Annotated in this window: 15 protein-coding genes and 1 tRNA gene; 10 read left to right on the top strand and 6 right to left on the bottom strand. The window is 62.1% G+C overall.

Translation table 11 applies throughout. The annotated features are described in order from the left end of the window. Positions 1-75: 75 nt before the first annotated feature. The gene (locus EWM57_RS08705) at positions 76-2,373 is read right to left on the bottom strand and encodes an FG-GAP-like repeat-containing protein (RefSeq protein ID WP_129920754.1); all 2,298 of its coding nucleotides are present in this window, start codon (positions 2,371-2,373) and stop codon (positions 76-78) included. A gap of 58 nt (positions 2,374-2,431) precedes the next feature. Here EWM57_RS08705 and EWM57_RS08700 point away from each other — a divergent pair, with 58 nt between their 5' ends. After that, positions 2,432-3,733 carry a UDP-N-acetylmuramoyl-tripeptide--D-alanyl-D-alanine ligase gene (locus EWM57_RS08700; RefSeq protein ID WP_129920753.1) on the top strand — a complete coding sequence of 434 codons (1,302 nt, stop codon included), beginning with the start codon at positions 2,432-2,434 and terminating at the stop codon, positions 3,731-3,733. Positions 3,734-3,825: 92 nt separating this feature from the next. On the opposite strand, the gene rfbC is transcribed toward EWM57_RS08700, so the two are convergent. Then, positions 3,826-4,374 carry a dTDP-4-dehydrorhamnose 3,5-epimerase gene (rfbC, locus tag EWM57_RS08695; RefSeq protein WP_129920752.1) on the bottom strand — a complete coding sequence of 183 codons (549 nt, stop codon included), beginning with the start codon at positions 4,372-4,374 and terminating at the stop codon, positions 3,826-3,828. Positions 4,375-4,438: 64 nt separating this feature from the next. Continuing rightward, a complete protein-coding gene (locus EWM57_RS08690; RefSeq protein WP_129920751.1) occupies positions 4,439-5,560 on the bottom strand; it encodes a glycosyltransferase family 4 protein in 1,122 nt (373 codons plus the stop codon). A 227-nt stretch (positions 5,561-5,787) separates the two neighbouring features. Between EWM57_RS08690 and EWM57_RS08685 the strand changes: the two genes are divergently transcribed. The 6 genes from EWM57_RS08685 to ppk1 all read left to right on the top strand — a co-directional run bounded on the left by EWM57_RS08685 (position 5,788) and on the right by ppk1 (position 13,913). Continuing rightward, a complete protein-coding gene (locus EWM57_RS08685; RefSeq protein ID WP_165370458.1) occupies positions 5,788-6,108 on the top strand; it encodes a c-type cytochrome in 321 nt (106 codons plus the stop codon). Between the two features lie 57 nt (positions 6,109-6,165). Further along, complete coding sequence (gene hflX / locus EWM57_RS08680; RefSeq protein WP_129920749.1) at positions 6,166-7,494, top strand: GTPase HflX; 1,329 nt, start codon at positions 6,166-6,168, stop codon at positions 7,492-7,494. Positions 7,495-7,693: 199 nt separating this feature from the next. Continuing rightward, the gene (locus EWM57_RS21825) at positions 7,694-8,983 is read left to right on the top strand and encodes a M43 family zinc metalloprotease (protein ID WP_129920748.1); all 1,290 of its coding nucleotides are present in this window, start codon (positions 7,694-7,696) and stop codon (positions 8,981-8,983) included. Positions 8,984-9,265: 282 nt separating this feature from the next. Beyond that, entirely contained in the window at positions 9,266-11,014 is a 1,749-nt protein-coding gene (locus EWM57_RS08670) for a GEVED domain-containing protein (RefSeq protein ID WP_129920747.1), read from the top strand. Between the two features lie 195 nt (positions 11,015-11,209). Then, positions 11,210-11,701, top strand: a complete 492-nt coding sequence (locus tag EWM57_RS08665; RefSeq protein WP_129920746.1) for a SixA phosphatase family protein — start codon at positions 11,210-11,212, stop codon at positions 11,699-11,701. A 106-nt stretch (positions 11,702-11,807) separates the two neighbouring features. Further along, positions 11,808-13,913, top strand: a complete 2,106-nt coding sequence (ppk1, locus tag EWM57_RS08660; RefSeq protein ID WP_129920745.1) for a polyphosphate kinase 1 — start codon at positions 11,808-11,810, stop codon at positions 13,911-13,913. Between the two features lie 78 nt (positions 13,914-13,991). Here ppk1 and EWM57_RS08655 read toward each other — a convergent pair whose 3' ends face one another. Together EWM57_RS08655 and EWM57_RS08650 are read right to left on the bottom strand one after the other, a co-directional pair. After that, entirely contained in the window at positions 13,992-15,146 is a 1,155-nt protein-coding gene (locus EWM57_RS08655) for a DUF6268 family outer membrane beta-barrel protein (RefSeq protein WP_129920744.1), read from the bottom strand. A 270-nt stretch (positions 15,147-15,416) separates the two neighbouring features. After that, a complete protein-coding gene (locus EWM57_RS08650) occupies positions 15,417-19,307 on the bottom strand; it encodes a metallophosphoesterase (RefSeq protein ID WP_129920743.1) in 3,891 nt (1,296 codons plus the stop codon). A gap of 256 nt (positions 19,308-19,563) precedes the next feature. Here EWM57_RS08650 and EWM57_RS08645 point away from each other — a divergent pair, with 256 nt between their 5' ends. Next, entirely contained in the window at positions 19,564-20,799 is a 1,236-nt protein-coding gene (locus EWM57_RS08645) for a Pycsar system effector family protein (RefSeq protein ID WP_129920742.1), read from the top strand. Between the two features lie 108 nt (positions 20,800-20,907). On the opposite strand, the gene EWM57_RS08640 is transcribed toward EWM57_RS08645, so the two are convergent. Beyond that, positions 20,908-22,062, bottom strand: coding sequence for a DUF2652 domain-containing protein (locus EWM57_RS08640; RefSeq protein WP_165370457.1), 1,155 nt, complete (start codon positions 22,060-22,062; stop codon positions 20,908-20,910). A 146-nt stretch (positions 22,063-22,208) separates the two neighbouring features. On the opposite strand from EWM57_RS08640, the gene EWM57_RS08635 reads away from it, so the two are divergent. Then, positions 22,209-22,283, top strand: a tRNA-Arg gene (locus EWM57_RS08635). Positions 22,284-22,466: 183 nt separating this feature from the next. Continuing rightward, on the top strand, positions 22,467-23,135 hold the full coding sequence (locus EWM57_RS08630; RefSeq protein WP_242510023.1) for a response regulator: 669 nt from the start codon (positions 22,467-22,469) through the stop codon (positions 23,133-23,135). The last annotated feature ends 8 nt before the right edge of the window (positions 23,136-23,143 follow it).

The following is a 23,143-nucleotide window of genomic DNA, read 5'->3' as shown; positions in this document are numbered from 1 at the left end:
GAATTCAACGCCTGCTCAAACAGCAAAGCCTCCCGCAACCGTGGGAGGCTTTGCTGTTTTGGGGCTAATACTGACTCAGCGCACCACCAGGCGCTGCACCCCGGCGCGGCCGTCGGCGGTTTCGGCGCGCACCACGTACACGCCGGCCGCCAGCCCGCGCAGGTCGAGCTGGTGGGTGCGGGCCAGGGCCGCCTCGGCGCGCACCAGCCGGCCGGTCAGGTCGAGCAGGGTCAGGCGCACGGGCGCCGCGGTTTCGACGGTAGCCGCGGTGGCCGCCGGGTTGGGGTACACATTCAGCCCCAGGGCCAGAGCGGCCGCCGGCCGGGTTTTGAGCAGCAGGTTGTTGCGGGCCCCGAAGGCCACCACGCCCCCGGTCTCAGTTCCGACAAATACTTCCGGCACGCCGTCCGCGTTCAGGTCGGCGGCGGCCAGCACGTAGCTGTTGCTGAGCTTGTTGCCCAGGTTCGTTTCCTGGTACTGCCCGAGCACGCCGTTGTAAAGCAAATCGGTGCGGTCGGAGAAGATGCCATTCTGGGCGCGGATGTCGGCAAACAGGCGCAGCTCCCCGGTCACGTCCATCGTGAGCAGGTCCAGGGTTCCGTCGCCGTCGAAGTCGGCCACTGCCGGCGACAGGGCGTAAGGCCGCTGGTTGAGGGAGTTGCGAATCCGGCCGTAGTCGTTATCGGCAAGCACAAAAGCGGAGCGCACCGGCAGCGTGCCGTTGTTGCGGTAGTAGCGCAACGACCCGCCGGGCAGGGAGTTGGTGTCGGTGCCGATGAGCAGATCCACGTTGCCGTCGCCGTCGAGGTCGGCAAACGTGGCCGTATCAAGCGGACGAGCGGGAATGCCGTCGATGTAGGCCAGATTGGCCAGGTTAAACCCCGCGGGCTGGTTGGCCGGGGCCGTGTTGAGCAGGTAGGCCACGAAGTTGAAAGCGCTGCCCTGGGAGTACCCGCTGAAAGCCAAATCCAGGGCGCCGTCCCGGTTCAAATCGACCAGCACGGGGCGCAGCGAGGCGTAGGACCGCCCCCCGCCAGCCAGGTTCAGGTAGTTGCTGTTGGTGAGCCGGAACACGGGCTTGGTGGCCGTGCCCACGTTGCGGTAAAACGACAGTGAGGCCCGGTAGTAGCCGTTGGGCGTGTTGCGGCTCACGCCCCCGATCAGCATATCCTTGAGCCCGTCGCCGTCCAGGTCGCCAAACGTCGGGGCGGCCTTTTCGCTCAGGTCCAGCATGTCGCGCTGCAAAAAGTCGTTGCGGCGGTACTGGAAGCTGGGCACGGCCGTGGAACTCACGTTTTCATACAGGAGCACCGTCTGGCGGGTGTCGAGCGTGTCGAGGTTGTCGAACACGTTCGGGGCTACCACCAAGTCGGGGCGGCCGTCGAAGGTTACGTCGAGGTAGTAGGGCGCGGGGAAGTTGGCCAGGTGCGCCGGGGTGGTGTTCGGGGGGTAGTTGGGGTCGAGGCCGGCGCTGGTGAAGCGGGCCGCCTGGCTGGTGCCCTGGTTGACAATCTTGGTCAGCTCGGTGCAGTAGTCGCGCCCGGTGAGAATGTCCAGGTCCCCGTCGCCGTCGAGGTCGAGGGTGAGCAGGTTGTTGCCCGAGGTGTGGGCGGGCTTCAGCACCGAGCGGCATTGGGCATTGTCGAACCCAAACGAGGTGCACGATACCCCACAGGTGCTGATACCGCCCCAGCGGGTGTCGGTCTGCCCAAACGTGAGGCCCCCGCAGCTGGAGCTCGTGTTCAGAAACAGGCGAATGTCGAAGTTACCGCTGTAGTCGTGGCAGAGAATGTCAAGCTTGCCATCCCCGTTCACGTCCCGGATGTCGGGCAGGTTGAAGCCACCGGTGGTGATGTTCACGTTGCCGGCGGGCGGGTTGGGGTCGTAAAAGGACAGCTGGGGCGAAGCCAGCTGAAACTCGGGCCGCCCGCCCGCGCCGGCCACGTTGCGAAACACGCGGATGTTGCCGCCCACGCCGTTGGCCGTAAACAGGTCCGGGCGGTTGTCGCAGTCGTAGTCGCGCAGCAGCACCCAGTTTTGCAGGTCGGCCGGAAACAGGGCTTCGTACTCGGGCGCGTACTGCCAGACGCGGCCCCCGCCGGTGGGCGCGGGCGCGTTCAGGTAAGTCATGGACCGGCGCGAAAGGCGGTCGAAGACGTAGAGGTCGGCCAGGTTGTCGCCGTTGAGGTCGAGGCTGGAAAACTGGGCCGAGTTCAGCCCGCCGGCCCAGGCGTGGCGCAGCGTGTCGGTGCCTTGCACTACTTTTGCTACGTTGCGGTATTCGAAGCCGAAGCGGTTCGACTGGGCCTGCACTTCAGTGGCCCACCACAGCGGCAGCCCCAACACCAACAAGGAAAGACAGCGACGCAGCATCAGCAGGATATGTTTTTTCGGGCTCTAATAATCAAGTTCCAAGTTACGTAGAATCAGCATGAAAGAAATAGCGGCCCTTTACGCGCAGTTCCTGACCTGCTCCGCCGTCAGCACCGACTCGCGGCAGCCCCAGGCCAACACGCTGTTTGTGGCCCTGAACGGCCCCTCGTTCCGGGGCCGCGACTTTGCCCCCCAGGCTTTGGCCCAGGGTGCCCGCCACGCCGTGGTCGACGACGAGGCCCTGGCCGCCACCGACCCGAGCCGCTACACCTACGCCCCCGACCCACTGGCGGCGTTGCAGCAGCTGGCCCACTATCACCGCCAGCAGCTGCGCATGCCCGTTATCGGCATCACCGGCTCCAACGGCAAAACCACGACCAAGGAGTTGCTGCACGCGGTGCTGAGCCGGCGCTTCCGGGTGCAGTACACCAAGGGCAACCTCAACAACCACATCGGCGTGCCCCTGACCCTGCTCAGCATCCGGGCCGAAGAGCATGAAATGGCCATTGTGGAAATGGGTGCCAACCACCAGGGGGAAATCGAGCTGCTCAGCCAGCTGGCCGAGCCCACCCACGGCCTGATTACCAACATCGGCAAGGCCCACCTCGAGGGCTTTGGGGGCGTGGAAGGCATTGCCAAAGGCAAAAGTGAGCTGTTCCGCTTCCTGGCCCAAACCGGCGGCACGGCCTTCGTCAACACCGCCGACCCGCGGCTGCCCGACCTGGCGGCCCCGGTCGGGCAGCGCGTTACGTATCCCGGCCCCGCCGATACCTACCCGGCCGAGCTGCTCAGCGCTGCCCCGCAGGTGGTGCTGCGCCTCTTCGACGGCACCGAGGTGACGGCTCAGATTACGGGCGGCTACAACTTTCTGAACCTGGCCGCCGCCGCCGCCGTGGGAGCCTACTTCGAGGTAGCCACGGCCGACATTGCCGCCGCCCTGAGCGCCTACGCGCCCACCAACAACCGCTCCCAGCTCGTGCGCACGGCCCACAACGAGGTGATTCTGGACGCCTACAACGCCAACCCGTCGTCGATGGCGGCGGCGCTGGCCAGCTTTGCCAGTCGTCCGTCCCCGGCTGCCGAGAAGGTGGTGGTGCTCGGCGACATGTTTGAGCTGGGCCCGGAAAGCGTTGCCGAGCACCGGGCGCTGGGCGAACTGCTGACCAGCCAGGGCTTCGGCACCGTGCTGCTCTGCGGCGCCGACATGCGCTACGCCGCCCAGGCCTGCCCCGCCGCCCACTACTTCCCCACCAAGGCCGACCTCACCGCCTGGCTGCAAACCGAGCCGCTGCGGGGCCGCCAGATTCTAATTAAAGGCTCCCGGGGCATGGGCCTGGAAAGCGTACTGCCGCTGGTGTAAGCCGTCCGCCGCCTTTTCTTAACTCCCTGAAAAACCAGAAAGCCGCCTGAAGTCAGGCGGCTTTCTGGTTTTTACTTTATTCCTGCTTGAGCTTACTCAAACGGCGTGTCGAACGTGTCGAAGGTAGGCAGGATCAGGTCTTTGTCCGACACCAGGGGCTGGACTGTAAGGCCCCAGTTGATGTTCAGGGCGGGGTCGTTCCAGAGCAGGCCGCCTTCCGAGCTGGGCTGGTAGTAATCGGAGCAGCGGTAGAGAAAGATGGTGTTTTCCTCCAGGGCCACGAAACCGTGGGCAAAGCCGACGGGAATGTAGAGCATATTGCCCTTCTCCGAATCCAGCTCCACGGCCACGTGCTGCCCGTAGGTGGGTGAGGAGCGGCGCAGGTCCACGACCACGTCGAGCACCCGGCCGGTGGCCACGCGGGCCAGCTTGGCCTGGGCGTGGGGCGGCCGCTGAAAGTGCAGCCCCCGCAGCACGCCCCGCGACGAGCGGGACTGATTGTCCTGCACCCAGGGGCCAACGGCGCCGGCTTCGCCCATGATGCGGGCACTGAACGACTCAAAAAATACGCCGCGGGAATCTCCGAAGATGCGCGGCGTGAACTCCACTACGCCCGGCAGGGCATGATGCTTGATTTCCATTAACCAATCAGAATAAAAGGCGTGCTGAACCAGCTACGCAGCGGCAAGTTAACCGGTTTTCAGCTTAGGCTTTCCGGGGCCCGATTTCCTCCACGATGCGCAGGTATTTGTTGAGCACAATCCGCTCGTCGAACTTTGTTTCGGCCAGCTGCCGGCCGGCGCGGCCCATGGCCTCCAGCTGGGCATCGTCGAGGCGGAGCACCTGCAGCATCTTGGCGGCCAGGTCAGCCGCGTCGCGCACCTGGCAGAGCAGCCCGTTCTGGCCGTCCACCACCGTTTCGCGGCAGCCCGGCACGTCAGTCGTCACGATGGGCTTGCCCATGGCGGCAGCTTCGAGCAGGGTTTTGGGCGTGCCTTCGCGGTACGAGGGCAGCACGATGCAGTCGGCTTGGCGGATATGGGCCGCCACGTTGTCGGACGTGCCCAGGTACTCCACGTGGCCGGCCTGCAGCCACTGCTCAAACACGGCCCGCTTCACCCCAATGTTGCCCGACTCGTCGATGCCGCCCAGCAGCTGCACCCGGGTGCCGGGCACGGCTTCGCGCACGCGGCGGGCAGCTTCAAAATATTCTTCCACGCCCTTTTCGTAGAGCACCCGCGCAATCATCAGGAAGGTGAAGGGCTGGTGGCGCTCAAAGGTGGGGGCGGGCTGAAACTTGGTCGTGTCGATGCCCGAGCCCGGGAGCAAGTCGGTGATGTCGCGCTTGAGCAGGCCGTGGTCGAGAAACAGCTGCCGGTCGTCGCCGTTCTGGAAAAACACCCGCCGCGGAAACTGGAACGCGAAGCGGTAGAGGCCCAGCGCCACCTTGCTCACAAAGTTTTTGATGATAAATACCGTGCCCAGGCCCGACACGTTGTTCACGCTCGGAATACCCGCCAGCTTGGCCGCCAGCGTGCCGTAGATGTTGGGCTTGATGGTGTAGTGCAGCACCACGTCGGGCTTTTCGCGCCGGTAGATGTCGTAGAAGCGGCGGGTGAGCAGGGCGTCCTTGACGGGATTGGTGCCCTTGTTCTCCATCAGAATCGGGACGTAGCGGCAGCCCAGCTCGGTTTCGAGGCGGGCGGAGTAGTCGTCGGGGGGCGCAATGGCCAGCACTTCGTGGCCGGCCGCCTGCAGGGCCCGCACCAGGCTCCCCCGGAAATTCCAGATATTCCAGGAGGTATTAATAACAATGGCAACGCGCATGGGGCAGTCGGGGGTAACGGAGCCCGCAAAGGTAGGCGGGGGAAGTGGTGAAATGGTGAACTTGTGAAATAGTGAGTTGTCGTGCTGTTGGCGCACATGGTGCAGATCCGCGCCAGCAGCACGGGAACCCACCATTTTACAAACTCACCCCTTCACCACTGCCCCGTCCGTACCTTCGTGCTATGAGAGTTTGTACACCTTTACTTGCAGGGCGGCTTCGAGGGGGATTGATTTTGCCGCTGCTGCTGTTCAGTAGCGCCTGCAGCTCGCCCGCACCCGAGTCGGCCGACGCCCCCGTCGAGGCCGCGTCGCCCGAGGCCGGGCTGGCCGCCGGCCAGGCCATTTTCATCCAGCGCTGCGCCGTTTGCCACGGCCCCGACGGCAAAAAAGGCCTCAATGGCGCCCACGACCTGACCAAAAGCAACCTCAATGCCACGGGGCGCGTGTACATGGTTACCAACGGCCTGGGCCTGATGCCTTCGTTTAAGGCCCAGCTCACGCCGGCCGAAATCGACCAAGTGGTGGCGTACTCCCTGACGCTGCGCTAGGCCCCATTTTCTGACTGCCCCACCCCCGGGGCGGCCTTCTCTTTTCATTTGACCTCCATGGCTAAAAAAGGCAATTCCCACAGCTGGAACCCCACCAATAGCACTCGGCATCACAGCACCGATGCCCCCACCACCGGCCCCAAGCGCGACCCCAACCTGGGCACTTACGACACCTCCCAGGGCCAGGAAACGGCCGTGCTGGTGGCCGTGCCCGACAAGCGCGCCCCCGAGGCCCAGACCCGCGAATACCTCGACGAGCTGGAGTTTCTGGCCGAAACGGCCGGGGCTCAGGTCACCAAACGCTTCGTACAGCGCCTCGACAAGCCCGACATCCGCACTTTCGTGGGCGAGGGCAAGCTGGCCGAAATCAAGGCCTACGTGAACCACGCCCGCATCAGCATGGTCATCTTCGACGATGAGCTTTCCCCCTCCCAGCTGCGTAACCTGGAGGCCGAGCTCAAGGTCAAAATCGTGGACCGCAGCCTGCTCATCATCGACATCTTTGCCCGCCGGGCCAAGTCAGCCACGGCCCGCACCCAGGTCGAGCTGGCCCAGTACCAGTACCTGCTGCCCCGCCTGACCGGCCTCTGGACTCACTTGGACAAGCAGCGCGGGGGCGGCGTGAGCCAGCGCGGCCCAGGGGAAACCGAAATCGAAACCGACCGCCGGGTGGTGCGGGAGCGAATCGACTTTCTGAAGGAAAAGCTCAAGGACTTCGACAAGCAGAGCCACACCCAGCGTAAGTCGCGCGGGGGCGTGATTCGCGTCGCGCTGGTGGGCTACACCAACGTGGGTAAAAGCACGATTATGAACCTGCTGAGCCGCTCCGATGTGTTTGCTGAAAACAAGCTCTTCGCCACCGTCGACTCCACGGTGCGCAAGGTGGTGCTCGAAAACGTGCCCTTCCTGCTTTCCGACACCGTCGGCTTTATCCGCAAGCTGCCCACCCGCCTGATCGAAAGCTTTAAGAGCACCCTGGACGAAATTCGGGAGGCCGACCTGCTGGTGCACGTCGTGGATATTTCCCACCCGTCCTTCGAGGAGCACATTGCCGTCGTCAACGACACGCTCAAGGACATCAACGCGGCCGACAAGCCCATGCTGCTGGTCTTCAACAAGATTGACCAGTACGAGCTTGACTCTCAGGCGTTGAAAAAGCACGAGTTCGAGGGCATGAACCCCGACGAGGACGAAATTCCCCGCCCTTCCCTGGAGCAGTTGCAGGCCACCTACATGGCCAAGATGCACGACCCGGTGATTTTCATCTCGGCCCAGGAGCGGCAGAACATCGATGAGCTGCGGGCTTTGCTGGTGCGCCACGTGGCGGCCCTGCACCGGCAGCGCTACCCCAATCAGGGCGTCGGCGAGTTCTACGAAGCAGAGTAAGCTCTATTGCCCTTTATGCAAAGCCCCGTTGGCCGTTCTTACCGGCCGGCGGGGCTTTTTTGTGCTGATACTATTCTTACTGAAGCGCTGCAACAATTAATACAATCGCAATATAATTCCGGCATTATTGTGAATAACGCAACAAAATACTTAGTTTTCCTTATCACCCTCACTCACCAATTTCACAATCAAGTTTCGTATGAAGACAACTTTTTACGCTCTTGCCGCCTGCCTTGGGCTCGGCACTTTCTCGGTTCAGGCTCAGGACCTGCGCATGGCTTCTTCCGATAACGGCAACTCGGCCCTGAAAGGCAAACAGTGCGCGACCATGGACGTATTGCAGGCCCAGTTGGCCGCTGATCCGGCCCTGGCCCAGCGCATGAGCACCATCGAAAACCAGACCCGCCAGTTTGAGGCCAGCCCCGCCGCTCACCGCATCGGCGCCACGGTGGTTATCCCGGTAGTCGTGCACGTGGTGTACAACACCGCCGCCCAGAATATTTCCGACGCCCAGGTGCAGTCCCAGATTGACGTGCTCAACGAGGACTTCCGCAACCTGAACGCCGACCGCACCAAAGTACCCGCCGCCTTTGCCGGCCTCGCCGCCGACGCCAACGTGCAGTTTGTACTGGCCAAGCGCACCCCAACCGGTGCTGCCACCAACGGCATTGACCGGGTGCAAACCAGAACCTCTTCCTGGAGCAGCAACGACGCCGTGAAAAACGCCAAGCGCGGCGGTGCCAACGCCTGGGATGCCACCAACTACCTGAACCTGTGGGCCTGCAACCTGGGCCAGGGCCTGCTGGGCTACGCCCAGTTCCCCGGCGGCTCGGCCAGCACCGACGGCGTCGTTATTCTGTACTCGGCTTTCGGCAGCAAGGCCAAGGCTCCCGGCGTGTACTCCTCGCCCTACGATCTGGGCCGCACGGCCACCCACGAAGTGGGCCACTGGCTGAATCTACGCCACATCTGGGGGGATGCTTCCTGCGGCAACGACCTGGTGTCGGACACGCCAACCCAGCAAACCTCGAACTACGGCTGCCCCGCTTATCCGCACGTGACCTGCTCGAACCAGGGCGACATGAGCATGAACTACATGGACTACGTGGATGACGCCTGCATGTACATGTTCTCCACGGGCCAGTCGACGCGCATGAACGCGCTGTTTGCCGCTGGTGGCGCTCGGGCTGGCCTGCTCACCTCGCTCGGTGGCACGGCTCCCCGCGCAACCCTGGCCTCGCTGGGCTCCGCTTCGGAAGTGGCCATGTATCCCAACCCCGCCAGCAACGTGCTGAACCTGACGCTGCCCCAGAACATCGGTGCCAGCGTATGGAACGTGACCGTGTACGACCTGCGCGGCTACGAAATGAAGCAGGCTTCCTACAATGGCCAAGGCCAGGTAAATGTGTCGCAGCTGCCCCAAGGTCTCTACCAGATGACCATTTCCAACGGGGAGAAAACCGTGCGTCAGCAGTTCCAGAAAAACTAACCCGCGGCCGGAGCTACCCGCTCCGGCTGGAGTACTGAAAAAGCCTGCCCTTTGGGGCAGGCTTTTTTTATGCGCGGAGCCGCCAACCCGGCAAAGTACCAAGTCCGGGCAAACCAACTTTTCTTGCCATATTTTCAATAAAAACGCGCGTTACGTCACTTATTTAAAAAAGTTTGGCCAATATTTTATAAATACTTGCAGTGAAATCAATTGTGGGCTGGCGGATATTCTCTACATTGGGCTCCCAATCCCCCCTTTTCCAACCAAACCAACCCTTTTCACATGAAGAAAACTTCTTACGCACTTGCCCTGGCTTGCCTGGGTTTGGGCCTCAACGCTCAGGCGCAAGACCAGCGCGCCACCCCCGCTGGCACCACGCCCCTGAAAGGCCGGCAGTGCGCTACCATGGAGTCGTTGGCGGCCCAGATGGCAGCAGATCCAACTATGGCCATCCGGCGCGCGGCTATTGAAGCCCAGACCCAGAACTTCACGGCTAACCCCACGGCCAACCGGACCTCCGCTGTCGTGACCATTCCGGTAGTCGTGCACGTGCTTTACAACACGACGGCCCAGAACATTTCGGACGCCCAGATTCAGTCGCAGATTGACGTGCTGAACCAGGACTACAGCAAAACCAACGCGGACTACACCAAGACGCCGTCGGCTTTCGCTGGGCTCGTAGCCAACGTGGGCGTGCAGTTCGTGCTGGCCAAGCAGACGCCCACCGGCGCTGCTACCACCGGCATTGAGCGCAAGTCGACCACCACGACTTCCTGGGGCACCAACGATGCCATGAAGAAAGCCAGCACCGGCGGCCTCGACGCCTGGAACTCGGCTAAGTACCTGAACCTGTGGGTGTGCAACCTGTCGGGTGGCGTGCTGGGCTACGCCCAGTTCCCCGGCGGCGCCGCGGCTACCGACGGCGTGGTTATTCTGAGCTCGGCCTTCGGTAAGGGCGGCTCGTCGTCGGCGCCCTTCAACCTGGGCCGCACGGCTACCCACGAAGTAGGCCACTGGCTGAACCTGAACCACATCTGGGGCGACGACGGAACGGCCTGCACTGGCACCGACAACGTATCGGATACGCCCAACCAGGCCGACGAGAACTACGGTACGCCTTCTTACCCCAACCCTTCCTGCTCGAACACCAGCGACATGTTCATGAACTACATGGACTACGTGGATGATGCGGCCATGTATATGTTCTCTACTGGCCAGTCGTCGCGGATGAACGCGCTGTTTGCCACGGGCGGCGCCCGCGTGGGCCTGCTGACTTCGGTTGGTGGCCAGGCTCCGAGCGGCGGTGGTGGCGGTACCGTTACCTACTGCGCTTCGAAAGGCACCAGCGTAGCCTACGAATACATCGACTACGTGGGCCTGGGCAGCATTGCCCGCACCTCGGGTGCTGACGCCGGCTACTACAACGGCACCGCTTCCAGCACGTCGCTGGCTGCCGGCTCGGCCCAGACCATCAGCTTCTCGGCTGGCTTCGCGGGCACGGCCTACTCGGAGTACTTCAAAGTTTACATCGACTACAACCAGAACGGCGTATTCACCGACGCCGGCGAACTGGTAGTTAACGCGGCCGCCAGCTCAGCCGCTACGACCCGCACGGGCAGCTTCACGGTGCCCACCACCGCCAAAAACGGCGCCACCCGCATGCGCGTGGTAATGAGCGACGCTTCGGCTACTACCAGCTGCGGCTCGTACAGCTACGGCGAAACGGAAGACTACACCGTCAACATCACCGGCGGCACGGCCAAGGTAACGGCTTCGGCTTCCCGCCTGGGCGGCAGCGCCGAGTACGGCGTGTATCCGAACCCTGCTACCGACCTGCTGAACGTGGTAGTTCCCGCCGACCGGATGGGCAACGCTATGTCAGTGCAGGTGTACGACGTACGCGGCACCGAAATGAAGAATATCCGCCTCGAAGGCAGCCAGCTCAATGTGGCTTCGCTGGCCAAAGGCGTGTACATGCTGACCATCTCGAATGGCGACCAGGTTTCGCACCAGCGCTTCGTGAAGCAGTAGTTCTGCCCTTGAGCAGCCGTAGCCGGGCTTTCACCTTACGCGCTACGGCGGCGGCTGCTCATCCCCAGAAAAGACCCGCCGGTACCGGCGGGTCTTTTCGCATTTATGCCCAGTTTGCAGCCCGTTGTCAATTCTTAATAACCATTTCGGGAAGCGCGTAGTAAAGAGGCGAATCCCACCTAGCAGCTCCACCGTATGAAAACCCTGTATCTGATGCGCCATGCCAAATCCAGCTGGGATTTTGACGACCTCAACGACCAGGAACGCCCCTTGAACAACCGCGGCCGCGACGATGCTCCCCACATGGGCCAGGCCCTGGCCAACCGCAACATTACCCTCGATCTGCTGGTCAGCTCCCCGGCTGTGCGGGCGCTGAGCACAGCCACGCTCGTAGCCAAGGAAATCAACTACCCCCACGACCAGATTGAGGTGGTGGAGCGCATCTACGGGGCCGAAGTACCCGATTTGCTCGACATCGTGCGGCACCTGCCCGACTCGGCCAGCTCCGTGCTGTTGGTGGGCCACAACAACACGCTAACCGACTTCGTGAACCTGCTCTCGCCCAACCAGATGCCCGAGCTGCCCACGGCGGCCATCGTGTGCCTGAAGTTCAACACCGAGCAGTGGAGCGAGTTGGACCGCGCCAACGCCGAATTCTACTTCTACGATTACCCCAAAAACAATTGAGAGTTATAACTTCTGAATCACGAATTCCTGACGGTCGGTAGCAGAAGCGCTGCCTTCGTCAGCACCAATTCATGCTTCAGAGCTCATAATTCATACTTCCCCGCTCATGGACTCAACCAAGAAACACCACCCCGTGCTGCTCAACCGCGAGCTTAGCTGGCTGACCTTCAACCGCCGCGTCTTGCAGGAAGCACAAAATCCGGCGGTGCCGCTGCTGGAACGGGTGAAGTTCCTGGCTATTTTCTCCTCTAACCTAGACGAGTACTTCAAGGTGCGCGTGGCTACGCTGCGCCGCCTGGTTAAGCTCAAGAAAAAAACCCGGGCCAAGCTGGGCGAAGACCCGGGCGAGCAGCTCAAAAATCTGCTCGACGAAGTGGGCCGGCAGCAGCAGGAGTTTGGCGAAACCTTCCGCGAGGGCATCATGCCCGAGCTCCAGCGCCAGCACATTCACCTCGTGGCCGAGCACGACCTGAGCGAGGAGCAGCGCACCTGGGTACACGACTACTTCCGGGAAAAGGTGCAGGATTTGCTGTCCCCCGTGATTCTGGACGAGAACCTGCACCACCTGTTTCTCAAGGACCAGACCGTGTACCTGACCTTTTACCTCTCCGCGCCCGTCAAGCAGAAAAAGCACGACGACAAGGAGCGGGTGGTGGTGATGGAGCTGCCCACCAAGCGCCACGGTGGCCGTTTCGTGCAGTTGCCTACTCAGGGCGAAGAGCACTACGTGATGTTTCTCGACGACGTGATTCGCTGCTGCGCCCACGACCTGTTTCCGAAGTACGCCAAAGTAGAAGTGCACGCGCTGAAGCTGTCCCGCGACGCGGAGCTAGACATTCAGGAGGAAGTGTCGGGCAACATGATGGCCAAAATCAAGAGCAGCCTGCAGAAGCGCGAAACCGGCTACCCCGCCCGCCTGCTCTACGACCCCGGCGTGCCCAAGGCCGTGCTGAAGATGGTGATGCAGAAAACCGGCATCGGCAAGGACGAGCTGGTGGAAGGCAGCCGCTACCACAACTTCCGCGACTTCTTCGGCTTTCCGACTCTGGGCCTGACCGAGCTGCAGTACCCGGAGCAGCCGCCCCTGCCCCACCCCACCCTGCCCCGCACCGGCGGCAAGATGCTGGCCGCCATTGCCGAGCGCGACCACCTGCTGCACCTGCCCTACCAGTCGTTCGATTACGTGACGCGCTTTATCACCGAGGCCGCTACCGACGCCCAGGTGACCAGCATCAACATCACGCTCTACCGGGTGGCCGCCAAGAGTGAAGTGGCCAAGGCCCTGCTGAAAGCCGTCAAAAACGGCAAGCAGGTGACGGTCGTTGTGGAGCTCAAGGCCCGCTTCGACGAGGAGTCGAACATGTTTTGGGCCGAGAAGCTGCAAAAGGCCGGCGCCAACGTCATCTTCGGCATTCCCGAGCTCAAGGTGCACAGCAAGCTGCTGCTCATCACCCGCACCGAGGACGAGCAGAACCGCCTCTACGCCTACTTCAGCACCGGCAACTTCAACGAGGTCACCAGCCACATCTACGCCGACCACGGCCTGTTTACCAGTGACCCGCGCCTGACCCGGGAAGCGGCCGAGGTGTTCCGCTACTTCCACGACCGGCAGCCCAAAACCGGCTTCGAGCACCTGCTGGTGGCGCCTTTCGAGCTGCGCGAAAAGCTCAACGCCCTCATCGACCGGGAAATCAAGCTGGCCAAGCATGGCAAGGACGCCTACATTATCCTCAAGCTCAACGCCCTGCAGGATGAGCGCATGATCCTGAAGCTTTACGAAGCCAGCCAGGCCGGCGTGCGGGTGGAGCTGCTGATCCGGGGCATCTCCTGCCTGATTCCGGGTCTGGAGGGGCAGAGCGCCAACATCCAGCAGCGCGGGATGGTAGACCGCTACCTCGAGCACGCCCGGGTGTACGTGTTTGGCAACGACGGCGACGAGAAAGTGTACGTGGCCTCCTCCGACTGGATGGCCCGCAACCTGGACCGCCGCGTGGAGGTAGCCTTCCCGATTCTGAATCCCGAACTGCGGGCCGAAGTCCGCCACCTGCTCGACTTGCAGCGCCAAGACAACGTGAAGTCGCGGGACTGGCAGAACAACTACCTCGGCCAGGACGAGGCTGCCGAGCAGCAGGTGCGCGCCCAGTTCGAGACCTACGAGTACCTCAAAAAGCTCGGTAAGCGCCGCCGGACTCCGGCTCCCAAACCTCACTAAGCTGCACTCATAAGCAAGAAAAAAGGCCCTCTCCGTTGTTGGAGAGGGCCTTTCTGATTTTAACGATTTGGGCGCAAGCTACTTGCTGGCCGTTTTCTTCAGGAACTTGCGCGGGGGCACCAAAAACACTTCCAAGCTGGCGTAGGGTGCGCCGCCCAGGGTGTTGTCGATGATTTTGGGCCGGGAAGGGCCAAACAGGCCACCCTTGGCCTCGTTGCCGGCCTGATCGAGACTATTGAAGGAATAGTTGTAGCGGTAGCCACCCTCGAGGCCAAACCAGAGGAAGTCGTAAATCTCGCGTTCCAAGCGCAGACGGGCCTTGACCTCGGTTTCGCGCACAATCAGGGTTTGCAGGCCGTTGGCCAGGGGCTGGCGCAGCTTGATGTTGTAGTTCATGCCATCCACGGTGTAGCCGCCGAAGAGCAGGGTGCGCGGGTTCAGGTTGCGCCGCACCGATACACGCGCTGGAAACAGCGCTTCCACGCCCCAGTGCTGGTTGAACGTGCGGTTGTAGAGAATGACGGGGTAGATGCTCTGGCGCCCGAAAGTGTAGCCCAGCTGACCGCCCACGCCCCAGCTGAAAGTGGGGCTACGCTTCCAGCCGTAGATAAACTCAGCCTGGGTTTTGAGGTAGTCCTTCACGTTGAGCTCCGAGGACGTGTAGTCGCCGTTGAGCTCTCCCTTCACGCGGGCAATAAACCAGTGCACCTCGTCGATGGGCCGGATAACGGCCAGTTGGGTCCCGATGACCTTGAGGCCCTTGTCTTCCAGGTTTTGGTAGAACACCGACTGGCTGGGGTCTTTGAACTGGAACTCCTCCCGGTCGTAGTTGACGCCCAGAATCACCTTCAGGTGAGGATGGTTCCAGAGCGGGGCGTAGGCTTTGATGAAGGCCCGGCGGTTTTTGGTGACCGTGGTGCTCACGTCCTTGGAAGGTGTCTGGTCGTTGAGCTTGCTTTTCACGGCGAAGTCCGACAGGCTTTCAAGGTGAAACACGAGGCCCTTGCTCGGCCCCTGCCCCACCACCGAAGGCGTGGCAAACTCCTGGCTCCGGCCCACTTGGTCGGCGCGGGCCGTGTCGCCGGGCAGGGGCGCGGGCGGCGGATACACCGGCGTAGTCGGCGTCACCTGGGCCGTAGCGGCCACGTGCAGGGACAGGCCGGTCAGGCCGGTCAGCACGAGGCGGACAGCAGACCGGGCCGGGAGGCGGAAGGGAGAAAAGGTCAGCATCATGTGGTTGGAAAGAAGCAGAGCGAAGGAAAGGAGGTGATGATGGGCTAAACGGGAATCCGAAAAAAAGGATAGCCGCAGCGGTGAAGTAGTGAGATGGTGAAATTGTGAAATGGCGAAGGGATGAAACGCCGGGGCCCGGGCACGGGCCGGCGGGCAACAGAAAGCCCCGGCGTAGGCCTACGCCGGGGCTTTCTGCGAAAAAAGAGCGGGACGTTGTAAGCTTCGCTTATTTGGCCACCAGCGCCCTTACTCACTAACGCATTAAACCACCTAGAACAGGAAATCGAAGCCGACGAAGACGAGCTTTTCTTCCCCGACCGAGTAGGTGGCGTTGATGACGGCCTGCTTGAGCACGTCGACCCAGACGCCCCCACCGACGGCGGTGTGGAAAGCCTTGAGGCCGGTGGTCACGTCGTTCGACGAGTACACGCGGGCCGCGTCGGCCAGGCCCAGGATACCGAATTTGCCGGGCACGAGGTAGGCATTGAAGGTGAACAGCTGCAGGCGCACTTCCGCGTTGGCGTAGGTCGAGCTGCGGCCCGAGTAGCGGGTGCGACGGTAGCCGCGCAGGTTGGTGGTGCCGCCCAGGGTGTTGGCCTGGTAGAAGCGGTAGTCGCCGAGGGCGCGGCTGGCGCCGAGGCGGCCGGCCCAGGTGAGCTGGAAGGGGACGTTAGGACTCAGGTAGAAGCGAATTTCGGAGCTCAGGTTGCCGTAGTTCAGCTTTTCGCCGTTGAGCTGGTAGTTGTACTGAGCCTCGTTGTACCAGCGGATACCGATGCGCGGGTTGATCGGGGAGCTGGCCGCGTCGATGTTGAAGTACACCCGGCCGCCGAGGTAGCGGTTCATCCCGAAGTCGGAAGCGCGAATGCCGAAGCGGCGGTTTTCCAGCCCGCCCGTGGCGTTCAGGCTATCTTTGATGACGCTGCCAATCTGGTCCCGGTCGACGCGGAACTGGTCGTACTGCGGTCCGAAGCCGGCCTTGAGGAAGCTGAAGATGTCGCGCTCCAGGGTCGGCGACACGTAGAAGCGCGAAAACCGGATCCGGTAGGAGTTGGTCACCGTGCGGTTGGTCACGTTGTCCCGGTCGTTTTTCTGGGCAAAGTTCTTCGTGTCGTTGCCAATGCCGAAGAAGTTGTAGAGCAGCTGCGGGCCGTAGAGCTGGCTGTTCACGTTGAGGTTGAACTTGCCAAAGACCTCGGTGAACTTGCCGGTGTAGCGCACGTTGTAGGCCTCCCGGGCCGGGGCGTAGTTGGCCGCCAGGGTTTGCTGGGTGGCGAAGGGCGTCTTGCGGAAGGCGTAGGTGCGGTACGTGACGCCCCCGCCCACGAAGATGCCGTCGTCGATGTTGTAGCCAAAGTAAGCGGCCGGGCCGAAGTAGTTGAGGTTATAGTCGCCGCGGTTGCCGCGCGGGTGCACATCGTAGCGGTTCACGTCGATGCCGGGTTCTAGGCGCAGGCGGGTTTCCTTGCCGGGCACAATCACGTTGCCCGAGTCGCCGTCGTAGACCTGGGTTTTGTGCCGGAACAGGCCCCCCACCCGGGAGTCGTCCACGATGGAGTCCCGGTCGGTGCCGGCAATGATGCGCACGATGGAGCCGCCGTTGGATTGGCCCGTAACCTTGTAGGTGTCTTGGCCGGCAAAGCCGTAGAGGCGGATTTCCTTGGTTTGCTTGTCAAAAGTCTTGTCGAACAGCTCCTTGCTGACCTTGCCTTCCTTGTTGATCTTGTTGACCTGCACCCGGGTTTTGCCGCCATCCAGGCGGGTCACCACAAACTTCTCGCGCTTCTTGCTGCCCTTCACCTCGGCAATGCGGTTGAGGGTGCTGTAGTAGTCGCCGGCCAGCTGGGGCAGCAGGTCGCGGCGGCTCTTAAGCTTGGCCACGATTTCGGCCCCGTGCAGGGCGTAGATTTCCTTCGACCAGCGGGTCTGGAATGCCTGCTCAATCACCTGGTCGGTCAGGTCGCGCTTCATGTCTTCGGCAATCTTCACCCAGTCCTCCTTCGTTACGGAAGCCAGGAAAGCCCGGTCGTTGGAAAGCGCGGTCAGGTTCAGGCCCTTGTAGTCGGCGTAGTCGTAGCCGAAGTTCTGGAAGTTGCGCACCGCAAACTTGCGCGAGGCCAGGTAGGGCAGCAGCCCGTCGCCTTTGAAGAAGGCAATGTCGCGGTCTTCGGGTACGCCGGTGAATTTCCGGTCCCCGTCCTTGTCTTTTTTCTCGGCCCAGCGCCACTGGTCCTCGTGCCGGTCCCAGTCGCCAATCCACATGTCGAAGAGGCGGGAGCGGGCAAAAGCTTTTTCGTTGACGCGGTTGTCGTTGTCGTCCTGCAGGCGCTCGAGCACCTTGTCGGTGCCGACCAGGTTGGTGGCATTGCCCAGCGAGGCCACGTTGCTCTGGTCATCCTTGGCGTCTTCCTCGAAGCCGGCGGGCGTGTTGGAGAAGCGCTCCAGGTACTGGCCCAGCAGCGGGTCCTGGGGCACGTACACGGGCTTGGGGTTGGTGTGCAGAATCTTGGCCGCATCGGCCAGGGGCGGAATGGCGAAGGAAGCGTAGGGGTGCTGGGCCGAAATCTGGTCCTGCAGGATGTCGGCCGCGGCACCTTCGCGCAGGGCCTCGGGCAGCACCGCGCCGGGGTCCTTGTTGATGCCGCGAATGGTGAACAGGCGGCCGGCTTCGTTACGCACCTTCAGCGAGGCCGTCTGCTTACCGCCGCCAATCTTGTAGGCTTCCAGGCCGCCCTGCTCGGTAGCCATGTCAAGCACGTTGAACTTGACCGGCGTGGCCCACTCCTTGCGGTAGTGCTCCCCGAACAGGAAGTTGTGAAACTTGCCGTGGTCGTTGTACTCGGGCTTCACGGCCAGCGTGATGGTGCTGTCGCGGAAGTTGGGACGCTTCACCTGCTTAGTTTCCAGCTTCTGCACCACGGCGGCCGTCTGCTTGGCGTAGAGCGGGGTACGAAACACGAGGCGGCCGCTTTCGCCCTTGTCGTTGGGAATCCAGAACTCGGTCCAGACCTCGCCGTTGTCGTAGTAATTTACCCGGGACCAGCCCTTTTCCTTGTCCGAGAACATGGACTTAGCCCCGCTGCCGGCGCGCACGTGCTGGGTTTTGCAGCCCGAGCCGCTGATGATCTGGTGCCAGGAGTTGACCTTGAAGTATTGCAGGTTGTGTTCGTGGCCCGAGGCGTAGATGAGGTTCGGGTACTTGTTGAAAATCTCCTCCAGCCCCTTTTTGTAGGCCTGGTACTGGGGGTGGGCAATGTCCTGGCTTACCCCGCCGTACTTACGGGCAAACGGGTAGATGGACCCGATAAAGGGCAGGGGCAAAAAGGCGTATTTATAGACAATGGACAGCGGGAAAAAGTGGTCGGCCAGGGTGAAGTAGCCGCCGTGGATGCCGTCGGAGTAAATCGGGTGGTGAGCTACCACCATGATGTTCTTGCCGGCGTTGCGCTGAATGATGTCTTCGAGCTGGGTAAAGAAGTCGGTTTCGTTGGCCACGCCGCAGCCGCTGTTCGAGCCGTAGGGCCGCTCCCCGTTGGTTTGCAGAAACCACTGCGAGTTCACGGCAATCATCACCACGTCGTCCTGCACGCGCACCTCAAACGGGCCGGGGCAGGCGTTGCGCGGGATGAAAAAGTCGCCGGTGTAGGCGAAGGAGGCCGAATCAGACGTCAGGAAGTTTTCCACGAAGGCCTGCTCCCGGTTGACCTGCTCCACGCCGCCGCTGAGGCCCTGCTTCCAGTCGTGGTTGCCGGGAATCATGTACTTCTCGCCGGCGTAGCCGCGCAGGGCGTCGAGCTGCCCAATCATGCGCTCCTCCGACGCCTTGCGGTCGTAGGCGCCCTCGCGGGGCATACCGTACTCGTAGATATTGTCGCCGAGGTAGATGGTGGTGCTCTTGGCGCCGGCCTTCACAATCTGCTGGTGCAGAAAGTTGAGCGAAGGCTCGCCGCCGTCGGCCTTGGGCGCGGGCTTGCCCACGTCGCCAATCAGGAAGATGGAATAGCGGATGCGGGAGCTGTCGGGTGGGGTCTTGCTTTCCCAGTTTTCTCCCCCGTGGTGGTAGTTGGGCCGGGTGGGGTGAGGCGTCTGGGTCTTCTGGGCAAGGGCGGTATTCAGACTACCCCACAACAGCAGGCAGCAGAACAGGAAATGTCTTCTCATATGGAAGCGGGGAACGGGGAAAAAGCGGATCGGCAGTACATGAGGGCCCTCGCGGCGGGACGCGCAGTTGCGAAAAATGACGTAAACTTAGCAATACGCACAGGCGCGGAGGACGTTGACCGGTCCGTACGCAGACGGTTGGGCTGCGGTTGGGCTTAGCCCGACATTGGGCCAAGAAAAACCTCCGCATCAGATTCGCGTTCTAAGGCGGTTAGGGGGGCGGTGCTGCCGCTGTCCCGCATTCTTTTTCCCCTGCATGGAAACAATCGAAACGATGAAGCCGGCGAAAGCCGAAATCCTGAAAAAGGCCAAATCCTACGTCACGGCCCTTTTCGAGGAGAAATTGCCGCGCCAACTGGTGTACCACTCGCTGAAGCACACGGCGGCCGTGGTCAAGGAAGCCAAGGCCCTGGGCGAAGCCAGTCAGCTCGGCGACGCCGACCTGGAGGCGCTGGTGCTGGCGGCCTGGTTTCACGATACCGGCTACACCGAAGTCTACGACGGGCACGAGTACCGCAGCATGGAAATGGCCCAGCAATGGCTGACCGAGCAGGGTTACCCCGCCGACCGGATTGCCGTTATCAAGGACGTTATCCGGGCCACCCACCGCGACGAGGCCGCCGAAACCGAGCTGCAGGAGCTGATGGTGGACGCCGACATGAGCAGCATGGGTCGGGAAGACTTTTTCTCGAATGCCGAGCTGCTGCGGGCCGAGTGGGAAACCATGCTGGGCAAGTGCTACTCCAACACCGAGTGGGCCGAAACTCAGCTCAACTTCCTGCTTGCGGCCAAGTTTCATACCGACGCGGCCAAGGACCGCTACAAGGACCAGTTCAAGGACAACATCAAGCAGCAGCGCAAGCTGCTAAAGAAGACTGAGAAGAAGGTCAAGAAGAAAGAAGAGGAAAGCACCGGCACCTTCGCCGAGCCCAAGCGGGGCATCGAAACCATGTTTCGGACCATGTACAGCAACCACATGAAGCTGTCCGATATGGCCGACAAGAAAGCCAACATGATGATTTCGCTCAATGCGGTGCTCATGTCGGTGATTATCACCTACGCCGGGGCCAAGATGGGCAAGACGGCGGCGCTGGGCTCTTTGTTTGCCAAAAACCCGATTCTGGGCGTGCCCATGGGCATTCTGCTCGTGACGGCCCTGGGCTCGGTCGTGACGGCCATCCTGTGCGCCCAGCCCGACGTGACGAGCTTTAAGTGGCTGAAGCGCAGCCCCCAGATTGCTACCAACCGCCGGGTGAACCTGCTGTTTTTCGGCAACTTCAGCAAGCTCAGCCTCGACGACTTCCAGCACGGCATGACCGAAATCATGCGCGAAAAGGATGCTCTTTACACCAACATGGTCACCGACATCTACTACCTCGGCGACGTGCTGACCCGCAAGTACCGCCTGCTGCGCATCAGCTACACTATCTTCATGGTCGGCCTGATCCTGACGGCTCTCTCCTTCGGCATCGCCATGCTGTATAAGGCCTAGCGGTGGCTCAGTGAGTTAGGGCCCTAGCGAATTGTTGTTCTGCTGGCACTACTGGCGCAGCCTCGCGCCGTTCGACCATCAAACTCCCTAAATCACCAATGCACTAACTCACCGGTGGGCCATGTGGCCGCAGAGGGCGGCGAGCTGACGGGCCGAAACGGCCAGAAAGCGCTTCATGCGCCGCAGCTGCCCGAAGCGTACCAGCCGGCGGGAGCTGGCCACGTAGCCGTAGCGGAACTCCAGGGTCACTAGGCAGCCCTGGTCGGTTACGGGCTCGATGAAGTAGAACAGCAGGGAGTTGGGAAAGAGCCGGAACAGGGAAATCTTCTCCACGTACTCGATGCGGGTGGCATCTTCGAAGCGCTGCACGGCCTGAAAGTCAATCTGGCCGCGGTTGAACTGCACCTTGTAGCTCGTGCCCAGGCGGCCGGCTTTGGTCACGTCGTACTGCACGTCGCGCACGCCGGGCATCCAGTTGGGCCGCAGCCGGAAGTTGCTGATGACGCGCAGAGCGTACGCCGCCGGCACCGGAATAGCGCACTGCACCTTGATGGCGTTGCGCTGACTGCCCTGGGTGAGCCCGCCGTTCTGCTGGCCGTTGAGCAGCAAGCGCAGGGGCGACAGGTGGGCATAGCGGAAGCAAACCTCGCCCAGGTAGTCATACAAGCAGGTGCCGCGCAGCAGGCGGGTCCAGGAAAAACTGCGGGCCACCTCGGCCGGGTTCTGGGTTTCGAAGTAGCCGTCGGAGAGCAGGATGTACTCGCTGCCGGTGATGTTGTTTTTGAGCAGGCGGTGCACCACGATTACGTCGCGGCCCATGAGCTTGACAAACTGCCGGATCTGGGCCACGCTTACCCGCCCGTAGTGCACGATGATTTTGATGGTCAGGTCGTGGTGGCGCAGGGCCGCGCTCAGGGCCGAGTCGGTGTCGCGCTCCACGAGGCGCACGTAGTTCTGGAAGTCGAGGAAGATGCGGCGGCACTGCGTGACGAGTTCCTGCACCGGGGGCGGGGGCCCGAGGCGGTAAAACAGGATGGCGTCGCCCTGAATTTCGCTGACTTCCATGCCGAGCATGTTGGCCTCAATCAGAATCTCGAGCAGGTCGGCAATCAGCTGGGGCGCCAGCGGGCTGCCCGACTCCTGAATAAAGCGCGTGAAGCCGCTGATGTCCGGAATAAAGAGCAGCGCGGGCACCATACCGTGCGCGTCGGCCTCGGCCGGGGCCGCGGGCCGATGCCCGGCGGCGCGGCGGGCGGCATGCATATCATCCAATAAACCCATATAGAGGGGAAAGCTAGGAAAGAAAACCGTCAGTTGGCACCCCGCGGGCTGCGGCTATGCGCCGGGCGGGCCGCGGCGGGTTTGGGTCACCACCTGATTCGGCCTACCTTTGCCAGGCCCTTGGCCTTGGCCCCGTAGTTCAACGGATAGAACAAGGGTTTCCTAAACTTTAGATGTGAGTTCGATTCTCGCCGGGGCCACCAGCTTTTCGCCAAAGCCTGTTTCATGCCGCGTGAGACAGGCTTTTTCCGTACCAAGCCGGCCAAGTTGCGGGGCCGACTCCGCCCTCCGTATTTCTAGCGCCAGCCCCGACTCGGCCCCGCCGCGTTAAACCATGGCTCGGGCAGTTGCGTTGTGAAAGTATTCCCGCCCCGTACCCTCGCCCCATGCAACGTCCGCCCATGATTCGCATTATCCTGACCGATGACCACACTATTCTGCGCGAGGGAATCCGGGCTTTGCTGGCCGCGGAGCCCGATTTGCAGGTAGTGGGCGAAACCGGCAGCGGGGAAGCCCTGCTCGAGCTGCTGGCGACCACGCCCGCCGACGTGGTGCTGCTGGACCTGAACATGCCGGGCATGGACGGCTTTGCCACCCTGGCCCACCTACGGGAGCATTACCCCGAGGTGAAAGTGCTGATTCTGTCGATGCTGGACCACGAGAAGTACGTGTCGCGCACTCTGGAAGGCGGGGCCATGGGCTACATCTTGAAGAATGCCGACAGTGCGGAAATCATGCACGCCATTCGCACCGTGGCCGATGGCCGGCCATTTTTGTGCACCGAAATCGGGCTGGACCTGCTGCGCAAGCTCACCCAGCTCACCCCGGAAAAAGCCCCGGACCACGGCGCCAAGGCCCCCAACGACCTCTCGGGCCGGGAGCTGGAGGTGCTCAAGCTCATTGCCGAAGGCCTCACCAACGCCGAAATTGCCGACAAGCTCTTTACCAGCAAGCGTACCATCGAAACGCACCGGCAGAATATCATCGAGAAAACCCAGGCCAAAAACACCGCCGCCCTGATCAAGTACGCCGTCAACCAGGGCCTGATCGACTAGGGCCGGGG

This window comes from Hymenobacter persicinus (assembly GCF_004167665.1).
Classification (GTDB): domain Bacteria; phylum Bacteroidota; class Bacteroidia; order Cytophagales; family Hymenobacteraceae; genus Hymenobacter; species Hymenobacter persicinus.
This window is presented reverse-complemented; position numbering and strand designations above follow the sequence as displayed.

Excerpts from the sequence above, each read along its gene's own strand:
- EWM57_RS08705 (WP_129920754.1), bottom strand. The coding sequence starts at position 2,373 with ATGCTGCGTCGCTGTCTTTCCTTGTTGGTGTTGGGGCTGCCGCTGTGG.
- EWM57_RS08700 (WP_129920753.1), top strand. The coding sequence starts at position 2,432 with ATGAAAGAAATAGCGGCCCTTTACGCGCAGTTCCTGACCTGCTCCGCC.
- rfbC (WP_129920752.1), bottom strand. The coding sequence starts at position 4,374 with ATGGAAATCAAGCATCATGCCCTGCCGGGCGTAGTGGAGTTCACGCCG.
- EWM57_RS08690 (WP_129920751.1), bottom strand. The coding sequence starts at position 5,560 with ATGCGCGTTGCCATTGTTATTAATACCTCCTGGAATATCTGGAATTTC.
- hflX (WP_129920749.1), top strand. The coding sequence starts at position 6,166 with ATGGCTAAAAAAGGCAATTCCCACAGCTGGAACCCCACCAATAGCACT.
- EWM57_RS21825 (WP_129920748.1), top strand. The coding sequence starts at position 7,694 with ATGAAGACAACTTTTTACGCTCTTGCCGCCTGCCTTGGGCTCGGCACT.
- EWM57_RS08670 (WP_129920747.1), top strand. The coding sequence starts at position 9,266 with ATGAAGAAAACTTCTTACGCACTTGCCCTGGCTTGCCTGGGTTTGGGC.
- EWM57_RS08665 (WP_129920746.1), top strand. The coding sequence starts at position 11,210 with ATGAAAACCCTGTATCTGATGCGCCATGCCAAATCCAGCTGGGATTTT.
- ppk1 (WP_129920745.1), top strand. The coding sequence starts at position 11,808 with ATGGACTCAACCAAGAAACACCACCCCGTGCTGCTCAACCGCGAGCTT.
- EWM57_RS08655 (WP_129920744.1), bottom strand. The coding sequence starts at position 15,146 with ATGATGCTGACCTTTTCTCCCTTCCGCCTCCCGGCCCGGTCTGCTGTC.
- EWM57_RS08650 (WP_129920743.1), bottom strand. The coding sequence starts at position 19,307 with ATGAGAAGACATTTCCTGTTCTGCTGCCTGCTGTTGTGGGGTAGTCTG.
- EWM57_RS08645 (WP_129920742.1), top strand. The coding sequence starts at position 19,564 with ATGGAAACAATCGAAACGATGAAGCCGGCGAAAGCCGAAATCCTGAAA.
- EWM57_RS08640 (WP_165370457.1), bottom strand. The coding sequence starts at position 22,062 with ATGCATGCCGCCCGCCGCGCCGCCGGGCATCGGCCCGCGGCCCCGGCC.
- EWM57_RS08630 (WP_242510023.1), top strand. The coding sequence starts at position 22,467 with ATGCAACGTCCGCCCATGATTCGCATTATCCTGACCGATGACCACACT.